General features: G+C 67.4%; 9 protein-coding genes. 1 reads left to right on the top strand and 8 read right to left on the bottom strand.

Annotated features, from left to right (window positions below):
- Positions 1–50: 50 nt before the first annotated feature.
- Genes BpN12_RS03000 through BpN12_RS02975 form a run of 6 tightly spaced genes read right to left on the bottom strand, consistent with a single transcriptional unit; the run spans position 51 to position 7147 of the window.
- Complete coding sequence (locus BpN12_RS03000; RefSeq protein WP_246793815.1) at positions 51–545, bottom strand: dihydroneopterin aldolase; 495 nt, start codon at positions 543–545, stop codon at positions 51–53.
- Positions 542–1177: a sarcosine oxidase subunit gamma gene (locus tag BpN12_RS02995; RefSeq protein ID WP_246793814.1), complete on the bottom strand. Its 636-nt coding sequence runs from the start codon at positions 1175–1177 to the stop codon at positions 542–544. Before BpN12_RS02995 ends, BpN12_RS03000 begins: the two co-directional genes overlap by 4 nt.
- Positions 1167–4178, bottom strand: coding sequence for a sarcosine oxidase subunit alpha family protein (locus BpN12_RS02990; protein ID WP_246793813.1), 3012 nt, complete (start codon positions 4176–4178; stop codon positions 1167–1169). Before BpN12_RS02990 ends, BpN12_RS02995 begins: the two co-directional genes overlap by 11 nt.
- The gene (locus tag BpN12_RS02985; RefSeq protein ID WP_246793812.1) at positions 4175–4477 is read right to left on the bottom strand and encodes a sarcosine oxidase subunit delta; all 303 of its coding nucleotides are present in this window, start codon (positions 4475–4477) and stop codon (positions 4175–4177) included. Before BpN12_RS02985 ends, BpN12_RS02990 begins: the two co-directional genes overlap by 4 nt.
- Before the next feature lie 23 nt (positions 4478–4500).
- A complete protein-coding gene (locus BpN12_RS02980; protein WP_246793811.1) occupies positions 4501–5745 on the bottom strand; it encodes a sarcosine oxidase subunit beta family protein in 1245 nt (414 codons plus the stop codon).
- A 16-nt stretch (positions 5746–5761) separates the two neighbouring features.
- Positions 5762–7147 carry an L-serine ammonia-lyase gene (locus BpN12_RS02975; RefSeq protein ID WP_246793810.1) on the bottom strand — a complete coding sequence of 462 codons (1386 nt, stop codon included), beginning with the start codon at positions 7145–7147 and terminating at the stop codon, positions 5762–5764.
- A 255-nt stretch (positions 7148–7402) separates the two neighbouring features.
- Here BpN12_RS02975 and BpN12_RS02970 point away from each other — a divergent pair, with 255 nt between their 5' ends.
- Positions 7403–8557 carry a GlxA family transcriptional regulator gene (locus BpN12_RS02970; protein ID WP_246793809.1) on the top strand — a complete coding sequence of 385 codons (1155 nt, stop codon included), beginning with the start codon at positions 7403–7405 and terminating at the stop codon, positions 8555–8557.
- Between the two features lie 1336 nt (positions 8558–9893).
- Here the strand turns inward: BpN12_RS02970 and BpN12_RS02965 are convergent.
- Both BpN12_RS02965 and BpN12_RS02960 read right to left on the bottom strand, forming a co-directional pair.
- Positions 9894–12188, bottom strand: coding sequence for a nitric-oxide reductase large subunit (locus BpN12_RS02965; protein ID WP_246793807.1), 2295 nt, complete (start codon positions 12186–12188; stop codon positions 9894–9896).
- A 282-nt stretch (positions 12189–12470) separates the two neighbouring features.
- Entirely contained in the window at positions 12471–13211 is a 741-nt protein-coding gene (locus BpN12_RS02960) for a hypothetical protein (RefSeq protein WP_246793806.1), read from the bottom strand.
- Positions 13212–13383: the final 172 nt, after the last annotated feature.

Genomic DNA, 13383 nt, shown 5'->3' with positions numbered 1-13383 from the left:
CGATCGTTGAACGCCGCCGGCATCGGACACGACGCGGCATGCGCCACGCATCAATGCGTGGCCATCTCCCCATACCCGCCCATCGCCGCCGTGGCGAGCCCGCGTTCGCGCGCCGCCACGGCCGCGCGCCACGCCGCGTAATCGGCGCGGGTCCAGTCCAGCTGCACGCCGACGCGCCGTGTCCCGGGCCGGATCTTCGGCTTGTGCAGCGCGAGCGTGATCGATTCGAGCGCCGGCCATTCGTCGAACGACAGCGCGGCCAGCTCCACCACCAGCGTTTCGAGCAGCCGCGTGTGCGATTTGTGCGCGAGCCACGCCGCCACGCGCGCGCAATAGCCGTCGTAGTCGATGTAGCCGCTCGCGCCGTGCTCGGCCGGCTCGCACCGGTAGCCGAGCCGCGCGTCGATCACGACCGGCTGCGGCGCCTCGTGCTCGTGCGGATGGATGCCGATCCGCGCCGGCACCCGCAGCTCGTCGATGAACACGCTCCAGCCGCGCCCGCGCGGCGGTTCGAGCGAGCCGAACGGACCGTCGACCGGCTTCATGGCTGGAGCGGCGCCGCGGCGTCGAGCATGATGCGCACGAAGTAGTCGGCGAAGCTGCGGCGGATCACCAGTTCGTAGCGCTGCTCGCCGGTGGGCACCAGCGTCAGCGAGGCCTTGAAGTAATGGCTCTGCGCGCACTGGCCCACGCCGAAGCCGCGCGGATGCAGGTCGAGCGGACAGCCGCGCGAGATCACGTCGCGCACGCGCTCGCCGCTGATCTCGAGCACGGTGTAGCCGCTGCCGACGTCCACCGCCGCCGCGTAGCACCCGGCCAGCGCCGGCGCGAGCCGGCCTTCGAGCTGGCCGGCCACCACCGGGCCGTGCGAGCGCACCAGCCATTCGTCGGGGCCGAGCCACAGCACGTCGTAGTCAGCGCCGCGCGCCACCGTGTTCGGCTTGACGGGCGGCCGGCAGCCGACCACCTGCTCGAACGCGGCGACGAACGCCGGATCGCCCGCCTCGCCGCGCACGTTGACGAGATCGAGGAACGGCCGCTCGCGCAGCTGGAACTTCTGCGAAGCGCGGCCCTGATGCGGCTTCAGCACGTCCTGCGCGCCGACCAGCGGCGACTCGAGCCGCAGGCCCGCCGGTTGCACGGCCACCGAAGTCTGATTTCTCGTTTCATTCCACATTCTGACGTACCCCTTCGGTGTCGTAGAAAACCGGGCTCGTGATCTTCGCGACCACGCGCTTGCCGTTCGCGAGCGAGATCGCCACCGGCTGCCCCATCTTGTTCAGGCCGCCCTTCACCACCGCGAGCGCGATCGAGCGCTTCAGGATCGGGCTGTAGTAGCTCGACGTGACGTGGCCGATCATCGGCGTCAGGCCGTCGGCGTTCGCGCTCGCGTCGGGCGCCACGATCTGGCCGCCTTCCTCCAGCACGATCGCCGGGTCCTCGGTCAGCAGGCCGACGAACTGCTTGCGGTTCTCGCGCGTCGTGTCCGAGCGCGACAGCGAACGCCGGCCGAGGAAGTCCTTCGACTTCGCCACCAGGCCGCTCATGCCGAGATCGTGCGGCGTGACCGAGCCGTCGGTGTCCTGGCCGACGATGATGTAGCCCTTCTCGGCGCGCAGCACGTGCATCGTTTCGGTGCCGTAAGGCGTGATGTCGTACTCGGCGCCGGCCGCCATGATCGCTTCCCAGACCGCGCGGCCCGCGTTGGCCGGCACGTTGATTTCATAGGCCAGCTCGCCCGAGAAGCTGATCCGCATCACGCGCGATTTCACGCCGGCCACGGTGCCCTCGCGATAGCTCATGAACGGGAACGCGCCGTTCGCGAAGTCGATGTCCTGGCAGACCTTCTGCACCACCTTGCGGCTGTTCGGGCCGACCACGGCGAACGTCGCCCAGTGGTCGGTGACCGACGACAGGCGCACCTTCAGGTCGGGCCATTCGGTCTGCAGCCAGCGCTCCAGCCAGGTCAGCACGCGCGCCGCGCCGCCGGTGGTGGTGGTCATCATGTAGTGCTGCTCGGCGAGGCGCACCGTCACGCCGTCGTCGAACACCATGCCGTTCTCGTCGAGCATCAGGCCGTAGCGGCACTTTCCCACTTCCAGCTTGTTCCAGGGGTTCGTGTAGACCCAGTTCAGCAGCTTGACCGCGTCGGGGCCCTGGATGTCGATCTTGCCGAGCGTGGAGGCGTCGAGGATGCCGACGCTGTTGCGCACCGCCAGGCATTCGCGCGCCACGGCCGCGTGCAGATCCTCGCCGGGCTTCGGGAAATACCAGGGGCGCTTCCAGTTGCCGACGTCCTCGAACAGCGCGCCGTGCTCGACGTGCCATTCGTGGACGCAGGTCTTGCGGACCGGGTCGAGGAAGTCGCCCAGCTCGCGGCCCGCGAACGCGCCGAACGTGACCGGCGTGTAGTTCGGGCGATAGGTGGTGGTGCCGGTCTCGGGAATCGTCTTGCCGAGCGCCTGCGCGAGGATCGCCATGCCGTTGATGTTGCCGAGCTTGCCCTGGTCGGTGCCGAAGCCCATCGCGGTGTAGCGCTTGACGTGCTCGACCGACTCGAAGCCCTCGCGCGCGGCCAGCAGGATGTCGGCCGCGCCGACGTCGTTCTGGAAATCGACGAAGCGCTTCGGCCCGCGCGTGACCTGCTCGCCGCTGCCCACCAGCCAGAGCGGTTCGAGCGCGGCCTCGGCCAGATCGGTCGCCTGCGGCGCGACGGGGCGCTGCGCGCTGCCGAAGCCGGCGGCCCTGGCGGCCTCCACGCCGGCATCGACGGCCAGCCGCAGGCCGCGCGCCAGCGAGAACTCGCCGGCCGCCGCGCCCACGCTGGTCTCGCGCTGCACCGCCTTGCCCGGCACGAAACAGGCCTTCTCGTCGTGCCAGTGCGCCTTGCCGCCCGACTGCGCGAACAGGTGCAGCACCGGGCTGAAGCCGCCCGACATCGCCAGCAGATCGCAGCCGAGCGTGGCGGTGGTGGCGCCGGTCCTGCCGTTCGCGTAGGACGCGATCTCCACCGACTGCACGTGCTGCCGGCCGTTGGCGGTGGCCACCACCGAGCCGCTCATCACGGCCACGCCGTGCTTCTTCGCGGCGGCCGGCAGCGCGCCGTCCGCGCCCTTGCGCGAATCGACCACGGTCACCTTCGCGCCGTGCGCCTTCAGGTCGAGTGCGGTCTGGTAGCCGCGGTCGTTGTTGGTGAACACCACGGCGTTGCGGCCCGGCAGCACGCCGTAGCGATGGATGTAGGTGGACACCGCGCCCGCCAGCATCACGCCGGGCAGGTCGTTGTTGCCGAACACGATCGGCCGCTCCTGCGCGCCGGTGGCGAGGATCACGTGCTTCGCGCGGACCTTCCACAGCAGCTCGCGCGAGCCCTTGCGCATCGACACCGGCTGGTGCTCGGTCAGGCGCTGCGCGACCGTGACGAGGTTGTGGTCCTGATAGCCGAACGCGGTGCTGCGCGTGAGGATCCTCACGTCGGGCAGGCGTGCGAGTTCGGCCTCGATCTTCTCGACCCACTGCAGCGCCGGCCGGCCGTCGATCTCGGCGCGGCACGACAGCAGGCTGCCGCCGAGCTCGCGCTGGTCGTCCACCAGGATCACGCGCGCGCCCGAGACGGCCGCCGCGTGCGCGGCCGCCAGCCCGGTCGGCCCGCCGCCCACCACCAGCACGTCGCAATGCGCGAACTGCTTGTCGTAGCGGTCGGCGTCGAGCTGCTCGGGCGCCTTGCCGAGGCCCGCCGCCTCGCGGATCTTCTCCTCGTACTTCGGCCAGAACCTGCGCGGCCACATGAAGGTCTTGTAGTAGAAACCGGCCGGCATGAAGCGCGCGAACTTCTGGTTGATCGCCATGCGATCGTTCTCGAGCGACGGCACGGCGTTCACGCTGCTGGCCACCAGCCCCTGGTACAGCTCGATCTCGGTGGCGCGCGCGTTCGGCACCGTGTAGGCGCCCGTCTCCAGCTGCACGACGGCGTTCGGCTCGGCCACGTCGGCCGTCACGATGCCGCGCGGGCGGTGATACTTGAAACTGCGCGCGACGAAATGCACGCCGTTGGCGAGCAGCGCCGAGGCGAGCGTGTCGCCCTGGAAGCCCTGATAGGTGCGGCCGTTGAACGTGAAGGTCAGCGGAATCGCGCGGTTGACCCGGCCACCCGCGCTCAGGCGGTCTTTCTGGCTCATTTCGTGTTGCCCTCGTGTGCGTCTTGTGCGTCGTGTGCGGGCACGCCGAACGTCTCGTAGCCCTGGATGTCGTAGCTCACCGTGTCGCGCGTGGCCTTGAACCAGCGGCGGCAGCCCTGCGTATGCAGCCATTGCTCGCGATGCACGCCGCGCGGGTTCCTGCGCATGAACAGGTAGTCGCCCCACTCGCGGTCGGAGAGCGCGTCGGTGTCGAGCGGACGCATGATGTCGGCTTCCCCGCCGCACGAGAATTCGGATTCGGCGCGCGGCCCGCACCACGGGCATTCGATCAGCAGCATGTTGTGGTTCCTCGTGGCGTGGGTCAGTGGGCGACGGCGGCGGCGCCGTGCTCGTCGATCAGGTGGCCGCTGTAGAAGCGGTCGAGCGCGAACGGCGCGTTCAGCGGATGCGGTTCGTCGCGCGCGATGGTGTGCGCGTAGGTCCAGCCCGAGCCCGGGGTGGCCTTGAAGCCGCCCGTGCCCCAGCCGCAGTTGAAGTAGAGGCCCTTCACGTCGGTCTTGCTGATGATCGGGCAGGCGTCGGGCGAGACGTCGACGATGCCGCCCCACTGGCGGTTCATGCGCACGCGCGAGAACACCGGGAACATCTCGACGATCGCCTCCAGCGTGCCCTCGATGATCTGGAAGCTGCCGCGCTGGCCGAAGCCCGTGTATTGGTCGATGCCGGCGCCGATCACGAGGTCGCCCTTGTCGGACTGGCTGATGTAGGCATGCACGGCGTTCGACATCACCACCGTGTTGACCACCGGCTTGATCGGCTCGGACACCAGCGCCTGCAGCGGATGGCTCTCGATCGGCAGCCGCACGCCGGCCATGTCGGCCAGCGTCGAGGTGTTGCCGGCCGCCACCACCGCCACCTTCCTGGCCTTGATGAAGCCCTTCACGGTGTCCACGCCGGTCACGGCGTTGCCGTCGCGGCGGATGCCGATCACCTGGCAGTTCTGGATGATGTCCACGCCGGCGCGGTCGGCGCCGCGCGCGTAGCCCCAGGCCACCGCGTCGTGGCGCGCCACCCCGCCGCGGCGCTGGATCGAGGCGCCGAGCACCGGGTAGCGGCTGTTCAGGTTGATGGTCGGCTCGATCTCCTTGATCTGCGCCGGCGTGAGGAATTCGGCGTCCACCCCGTTGAGGCGGTTCGCGTTGACGCGACGCTGCGTGTCGCGCACGTCCTGCAGCGTGTGCGCGAGGTTCATCACGCCGCGCTGGCTGAACATCACGTTGTAGTTCAGATCCTGCGAGAGCCCTTCCCAGAGCTTCATCGCCTTCTCGTAGAGCCCGGCCGACTCATCCCACAGGTAGTTCGAGCGCACGATGGTGGTGTTGCGCGCGGTATTGCCGCCGCCGATCCAGCCCTTCTCGAGGATCGCCACGTTGGTGATGCCGTGCTCCTTCGCGAGGTAGTAGGCGGTGGCCAGCCCGTGCCCGCCGCCGCCGACGATCACGACGTCGTACTCCTTCTTCGGCTCGGGGCTCTTCCACTGTCGTTCCCAGTTCTCGTGGTACGACAGGCCGTTGCGGAACAGGCTGAATATCGAGTAGCGGCTCATTTGCAGTTACCTTGGTTTAGCATTCGATGACGTTCACGGCGAGGCCACCGCGCGACGTTTCCTTGTATTTCGTCTTCATGTCCGCGCCGGTCTCGCGCATCGTCTTGATCACCGAGTCGAGCGACACGTAGTGCTGGCCGTCGCCCTTCAGCGCCATGCGCGAGGCGTTCAGCGCCTTGATCGCGCCCATCGCGTTGCGCTCGATGCAGGGGATCTGCACGAGGCCGCCCACCGGGTCACAGGTCATGCCGAGGTTGTGCTCCATGCCGATCTCGGCGGCGTTCTCGACCTGGTCGGCGTTGCCGCCCATCACGGCGGCGAGCGCGGCGGCGGCCATCGAGCAGGCCACCCCCACCTCGCCCTGGCAGCCCACCTCGGCGCCCGAGATCGAGGCGGTTTCCTTGTAGATGATGCCGATCGCGGCGGCCGTCAGCAGGAACTCGACGATGCCCTGCTCGTTCGAGCCCGGCACGAATTTCACGTAGTAGTGCAGCACCGCCGGAATCACGCCGGCCGCGCCGTTGGTGGGCGCCGTCACGACCCGGCCGCCCGCCGCGTTCTCCTCGTTGACGGCCATCGCGTAGAGGTTGACCCAGTCGAGCATCGACAGCGGGTCGCGCAGCGATTCCTCGGAGCGGCTGCGCAGCCGGTTGCAGAGTTCGGCCGCGCGGCGCTTGACGCGCATCGGCCCGGGCAGCTCGCCCTCCACCTTGCAACCGCGCTCGACGCAGGCCGCCATGGTCTGCCAGATCGCCAGCAGCCCGGCGCGCACTTCCTCGGCCGGGCGCAGCGCGCATTCGTTGCGGAACGTCAGCTCGGCGATCGACAGGCCGCTCTCGCGGCAGGCGCGCAGCAGGTCGTCGCCGGTGCGGAACGGGTACGGCACCTCGGTGGCCGCGCGCACGCCGTTCACGCGGTCGCCGTCGCGGTTCACCACGAAGCCGCCGCCGATCGAGTAATACTCCTTTTCCACCAGCAGCTGGCCGTGCTCGTCGAACGCCTGGAAGCGCATGCCGTTCGGGTGGACGATGCCGGTGCCGGCCATCATGCGGCGGTAGAACCCCAGGTCTTCCTTCTCCTCGAAGCGCACCGTGTGCCGGCCGAGCAGGTTGAGGGTCTTCTCGGCGCGGATCGCCTTCAGGCGCGGCTCGATCAGGTCGGGATCGATCAGGTCCGGCAGGTGGCCCTCCAGCCCCAGCAGCACCGCCTTGTCGGTGCCGTGGCCCTTGCCCGTCGCGCCGAGCGAGCCGTACAGCTCCACCCGCACGCGGCGCACGAACGCCAGCAGGTTGGCGTCCTCCACGTGCGAGGCGAACCGGCAGGCCGCGATCATCGGACCGACCGTGTGCGAGCTCGACGGACCGATGCCGATCTTGAACAGATCGAAAACGCTGACGTTCATCTGACTGCTTCTCCGGTGGATACGCAACGGTTGGACATTGGGCGTCAGTACATCAAAGCGTAAAATCCGCCGATAGAACAAAAGCGGCATCGAAGTGGGATGCCGCCGCCACCGGGGCGGCGGCATCCCCGAAAACAGCGTTTTGACGATGATCGGCGACGGAAAAACGCAAGTCCGCCCCCGCTCGATCGGCGACGCTCGGTACGTGGGGCGCCGCCGTCCGGCGCTCTCCCGGTTTTCCCTGACTATGCTGCAATGACGCCCGACCTGCCCGCCTCGCTGCTGTCCGCCGACGCCGCCCCCACCCGGCTGCGCTTCGGCATCGTGCTGTTGCCGAATTTCACGCTCACCGCGTTTTCCGGTTTCGTCGACATGCTGCGGCTGTCGGCCGACGACGGCGACCACAGCAAGCCGGTGCGCTGCGCCTGGACCGTGATCGGCGACACGCTCGCGCCGGTGCGCGCGAGCTGCGGGATCCAGATCACGCCGTGGCAGCGCTTCGACGAAGCCGAGCCGTTCGACTACGTGGTGGTGGTGGGCGGGCTGCTGCATTCGGGGCCGCAGGCCGGCCCCGAGACGCTGCGCTTCATCCGCGCCGCGGCGCAGGCCGGCGCGAACGTGGTGGGGATCTGCACCGGCGTGTTCGCGCTGATGCGCGCGGGCGTGCTCGAGGCGCACCGGATCTGCGTGAGCTGGTTTCACTACTGGGATTTCATCGAGCGCTTTCCCGGCGTCGATACGGAGCTGCTGATCGCCGACCGGCTGTTCGTGGTCGACCGGCGCCGCATCACCTGCTCGGGCGGGCGCGCCTCGATCGACGTGGCCGCCGCGATCCTGCTGCGCCACTTCGATCACGCGACCGTGCAGAAGGCACTGCGCATCCTGCTGGTGGGCGAGATGCAGAAAGGCAACGCGCCGCAGCCGCATCCGCCCGGGCTCGAACCCGCCACGCATCCGAAGGTCAAGCGCGCGATCCTGCTGATGGAGCAGCATGTCGGGCGCGCGCTGCCGCTCGAGGAACTGGCCTGCAAGCTCGATCTGTCGGCGCGGCAGCTGGAGCGGCTGTTCAAGGCGGAGACGGGCAAGAGCCCGCAGGCCTATGCCAAGCAGGTGCGGCTGCGCACCGCCGCCTGGCTGCTGACGAGCTCGGACCGCACGGTGGCCGACATCGCGTCGAGCTGCGGCTTCGCCGACGCCTCGCACCTCGGGCGCGAGTTCCGCAAGCAGTTCGGCGCGACGCCGGCCGCGTATCGGGAAAAAGGCGGCGCCGCGGCGGCGGTGCCGGGCGAGACGGCCGAGGACGCCGAGGCGGGCGCGGACCGCGAGGGCGCCAGCGATGCCGGCGCGCCGGCAGGTCCGGCGGCGGCCGCCACCGCCGAGGCGCCCTACGACGGGCCGCCGCTGATCTGAGCCGATTCACGGGCCGGGCCGGCCCGGCGCCGCGCGTTCGACGCGTTCCGCGTGGCCGCGATGCGTCGCGCAGGTTGCGGCCGGGCGGCGCGTCCGGATACGCGCGCGCCGGCTCAAGCGTCGGAATCGGCGCGGCGCGACCGGCTTCGCTTTCGTCGTCCGTCCCCGACAAAGGCGACGGCGAGCGCTGCGTCAGCCGCGACAGCTGCGTCGACAAGGCGCTGAAGTCCAGCGCCGCGGCAGGGTGGCCGGCCGGCGTGATCGGCTTCGAATTCAGCGCCGATTGCGGCAGCGGCGTCGCCAGCAGCGATCCGACCGCGCGCGGCCACGAGTGGCTCGTTTCATGCGGCCGATATTGCGACCATAGCTCGGGGTCGCTTTCCCATGGCGCATCGGTCGGCTGCAGTTGGCTGTCGTAGAACTGCACGCTGTCGCGCAGGCGGTCCCGGTTGCGGTAGACATAGCGCAGCTCGGACGCGGTGAAATCCTTGTTGCCGTGCTGGCTGAAATTGCGCTTGTTGACGATGTTGCCCATCGACGCCTGCATGCCGCCGAGCAGGAAATGCACCGTCCCGCCCTGTTGCGCGGCGAAGTCGATGGCGAGCTTGCAGGCGCGGCGGATGCGATCGTCCTTGAGACGGAAATCGAAACGCTTGCCTCGCTCGCCTTCCTGTTCCGTCAGAAACGCGTGGAAGGCCCGATCGGCCGGATGGGCGGACGCGTCGGGCCGGAACGCCTGCAGCGAGCGGCCCGGCTGGTCCGGCCGATCCGGCAGCGACAGCCCCAGACGGTTGTTGAGGCGATCGACCGTCACGTCGCTGCTCGCTTCGGGCGGGTCGGCCGCCAGATGGTCCTCGAGGTGTTCCTGCACGTCCTCGCGCACGGTGTCGAGACCGTAGAGCCGGTCCAAGCCGGGCTTGAAAGCGTACTGCAACCGTTCGAGCGCGCCCGGTGCCGGCCCGCTCTTCGCCTGCGCGGCGTGGTCATCTTCGGCGCTGCGCTCGGCCTTGCGGCGCGGCGTGCGGACCGACAGGCCGGCCAGCGGCCCGCCCGGATGCTGCTGCGCCGACGGCCAAGTTCCGACGGCGGGCTCGGCCGGGCGCTCGGCGCTCGGCTCGCCGGAGTCCGGTGCCCGGACGGTCAATCCTGTAAGGTGGACCATTGTCGCCTCCCTCGTTCTGATAATGCGTCGGCTCGCCTGCGGTACGAGTCTGCACCGCGCACTATGAGGGGATTTCGGGCCGCGATGGCGCGGAAGGCGCAGTCCAGCCCGGAAAAACGAACGGGCGTGATCACGCCCGTTTATTGCGGGCGCGACGCGCGGCAGCGCCGCGGGTCAGCAGCGATCCGTCGTGCGCCGCCGACGCTGATCGAGCAGTTTCACCACGAAGTCCCAGGCCATCAACACCGCGCCGGCGGCAAACACGATATCTCCGGGCATGCGCATCCACTGCCAGAAGAGCGTGGTGTCGTAGAACGCGAGGCTGCGCGCGAACGCATAGCCGTGCGTGTAGACGGCTTCCAGCTGCGGCCAGCCGACCGGATAGAAATTCATCGTGATCCACATGACGAGGCCGATGTTGTAGAGCCAGAACGCCCATAGCCCGCAACGATCGCTCCACGGCCTGTCGCCGTGCAGATAGCGCAGGACCATGTACAGCAGGCCGATCGCCAGCAGGCCGAAGGCCCCGAACAACGACGTGTGGGCGTGATTGAGCGTGAGGAAGGTGCCGTGCTCGTAGTAATTGACGAGCGGCGCATTGAGCGTGCCGCCGCCGAACACGCCGGCCCCCACGAAATTCCAGAAGGCCGAGCCGAGGATGAAGAGATAGGCGAGCCGATACGGGAATCCCGTTTCGCTCCGGATGCGCCGCTGCTGCTCGATCGCCTCCAGCACCAGCAGAAAGAGCGGCAGGACCTCGATGAACGAAAACATGCTGCCGACCCCGATCCAGAGGTCGGGCTCGCCCGCCCAGTACATATGATGGCCGGTGCCAAGCACGCCGCCGATGAAAATCAGAATCCACTCGAACAACATCGCGCGCTCGGCCATCTGCCGCGACACGAGCCCGAGCGCCATCAGGAAGTAGCCGGTCACCGCCACCGTGAACAGCTCGAAGGCCAGCTCCACCCACAGATGCACGACCCACCAGCGCCAGAAGTCGGTAATCGAAAACGAGGGATTGGGCGAGGCCAGCGGGATCATGCCGAACACGTAGAGCACGGTGACACTGAGCGTGCTGACCCACAGCAGGTGCTCGAGACGGAACAGGCCGTAGAACGAGCCGCCGCCCTGTCTGAACAGCGACGTCAGGGTCGGCCAGAACGCGCGCAGCAATACCAGGCACCAGAGCGCCAGTCCGACGAAAAAGAGCATCTGCCAGAAGCGCCCGAGTTCGAGGTAGGACAGCCCCTGGTTGCCGAACCAGAACCAGTGCTTCCGGATCAGCCCCATCACGCCCAGATAATCGCCGAGCAAGGCGCCCGCCACGATCACCACCAGCACCCAGAAGATCAGATCGACCAGCCGCCGCTGCCCGGCCGGTTCGCGCTTGCCGATCAGCGGCGCCAGAAACAGGCCGGCGCCGATCCAGCTCACGCCGATCCAGACGATCGGCGCCTGGAGGTGGACGCTGCGCAGGAACGCGAACGGCAGCCATCGATCGATCGCGATGCCGTAGAAGCTGGCGCGGTCGGTGTAGTAATGGCCCATGATCGAGCCGGCGAGAATCTGCACCAGCAGGATGACAGCCACCAGGAAAAAGTATTTCCACAAGGCGCGCTGGCTCGGCGTCGGCCGATCGAAACCGCGCAGCGTCGACTCGAACGTTTCGTTGCCGGCCTTCGGCTCGATCCAGAGGCGAAACACGACCAGGATCGCGCCGATCGCGAAAAACACCAGCACGAACGAGACCCAGGTCCATACGAACGTCGCCGCGGTGGGGGTATTGCCGACGAGCGGCTCGGGCGGCCAGTTGACGGTCCATGAATAGTCCTTGCCTGGGCGCCGTGCGACCGTGGTCAGCGAAGAGTAGAGCAGGAAATCCGCCGTTTGCTGCGCGCTGGACGCATCGAGGCTGCGGGCGCCCGTATAGCCGCGAGCGAAATCGTCCTTGAGCAACGCGGTGGCGATCTGCTCGCGCAGCGATTGAATCGCCTGGGCCACGTCATCGGCAATCACGACCCGCGGCCGGCTCAGGTCGATCGCCTGAAGTTGCGCCTGCATGGCGCGTGTCACGCTCGCCTGCCGGTCGGCCGCAATCAGATCGAATGGTTCGCCATAACGCGCAAGCGCCAGATTGTTGCGCACGTCCTTGGCCAGCCGCACCAGATATTTGGCAGTGAAATCCTCACCGAAATAAGCACCCATTCCGTAAAGGCTGCCGTAATCCATCAAATCGGATTTTTGAAAACCGGATTTACCGGCAACGATATCGGCATAACGCATGATTACCGTGCCGTTCGAGGTGGCGATCTGCTGTGGCAGCGGTGCTGCCTGCCGATAGGTGGCGTGCGTCGCCACCACCATTCCGGCCCAGCAGAGCGCGGTAGTCACCACCAGAATCCAGACCAGGATACGACTCACCCGATCTTGCCGTGGATCATCGCCCGCAGGAGTCTTCGCATTCATGGTGGCATTCCCGTCTGGATGGTGGGTTCGCACCGCCCGGAGAATGGGCGTCGTTCGGCGGTTTGCCGATTCGACCTGACATTTACCGCGGACGGAACATGGCTTTCAAAACATGCGCCATTGTTGCATGAATAACGCCGCGCAGATTTACACTGCTTCAATCGATCGCACGATCAGCGATGGGATCGATTACTCTTGAATATTCAAACGAAACTCAGATAAAATTCACTGAATTATTTTAAATTACCGACATGAAAATCATATTTTTCTTGTCTTTTATTTTCATTTCGAATCAACACGAATCGGAATCTCATCGGCAATGGTTCCGCTTCGGCACGGTTCGCCGGCGAGGCGGCCTGACAAGTCAGCTCGTCGGGCTCGGTCGCGCGCGTGGCGCAAACAACAGCCCCGCTCGCGACGGGGCTGCCGGATACCCAGACGGCACTGCGTGCCAGCCGTCGCGCTATTTCTTCGGACTCGACGCGTTGAAGTATGCCTGCCGGACCGTTTGACCTCGGCCCGCATCCGGGCTTGATCTTTCTTCACGACGGCCGGTTCCACGCCTTGCGATGCGGCCAGCTTGCCGATGGCCTGTTCAATCACGGCCTGACGCTGCGCCGGCTTGCTCGGGAGGTCTTTGTTCATGTTGGCGACCTCCTGCGCAAGCGGCACGTTGCCCACCGTCTGGTGGAAATGCGCCGGCGCCGTCGAGGGTGGATAGTGGACAGCGTTGCCGCCCGTCGCCGAGTGTCCGCTGCCGGCATCCCCCTTGGCAAACAGTTCGTGCCAATGGCCCGACGGCATCATCCCATGCGTCGCGAAATCCACCTGATAGTGCAACCGACCTTCGCCATCGTAAAAATTGTTCTGAATCGCGGCGGGGCCTTTCATCTTGGTCAGCTGGGCATAGGGGCTCAAGGTTCCCGGCACGGCTTCGGACGCACTCGAGACGCCTTGCTCACCCGAGCCGTATTTGCGCACCTCCTCCAATGGCCCCATCAGCAGGCTTTTCTGCCGCTGCAATGTACGCGCGCTACGGAAGGCTTTTTGAATCTTGCTCGCTGCCGCGGTCCGCGCCTCCAGCGAGGGCGTTTCGAGCGGCGCAGTATGGTTGACAGGCTGAGACAGCTGCGGCTCTTCACGCGGCGCATGCCACCAACCTGCCGTTGCCCGGCGAGATCCATCGCGTGCGAGA

It is taken from the genome of Burkholderia perseverans (assembly GCF_022870505.1).
In the GTDB taxonomy this organism is placed as follows: Bacteria; Pseudomonadota; Gammaproteobacteria; order Burkholderiales; family Burkholderiaceae; genus Burkholderia; species Burkholderia plantarii.
Note: the sequence above shows the minus strand (reverse complement) of the source record. Positions and strands in the feature narration are given on the sequence as shown.

What these genes read in the sequence shown, in the direction of transcription:
- BpN12_RS02980 (WP_246793811.1), bottom strand. Translation starts at nt 5,745, where the DNA reads ATGAGCCGCTACTCGATATTCAGCCTGTTCCGCAACGGCCTGTCGTAC.
- BpN12_RS02990 (WP_246793813.1), bottom strand. Translation starts at nt 4,178, where the DNA reads ATGAGCCAGAAAGACCGCCTGAGCGCGGGTGGCCGGGTCAACCGCGCG.
- BpN12_RS03000 (WP_246793815.1), bottom strand. Translation starts at nt 545, where the DNA reads ATGAAGCCGGTCGACGGTCCGTTCGGCTCGCTCGAACCGCCGCGCGGG.
- BpN12_RS02985 (WP_246793812.1), bottom strand. Translation starts at nt 4,477, where the DNA reads ATGCTGCTGATCGAATGCCCGTGGTGCGGGCCGCGCGCCGAATCCGAA.
- BpN12_RS02975 (WP_246793810.1), bottom strand. Translation starts at nt 7,147, where the DNA reads ATGAACGTCAGCGTTTTCGATCTGTTCAAGATCGGCATCGGTCCGTCG.
- BpN12_RS02965 (WP_246793807.1), bottom strand. Translation starts at nt 12,188, where the DNA reads ATGAATGCGAAGACTCCTGCGGGCGATGATCCACGGCAAGATCGGGTG.
- BpN12_RS02995 (WP_246793814.1), bottom strand. Translation starts at nt 1,177, where the DNA reads ATGTGGAATGAAACGAGAAATCAGACTTCGGTGGCCGTGCAACCGGCG.
- BpN12_RS02970 (WP_246793809.1), top strand. Translation starts at nt 7,403, where the DNA reads ATGACGCCCGACCTGCCCGCCTCGCTGCTGTCCGCCGACGCCGCCCCC.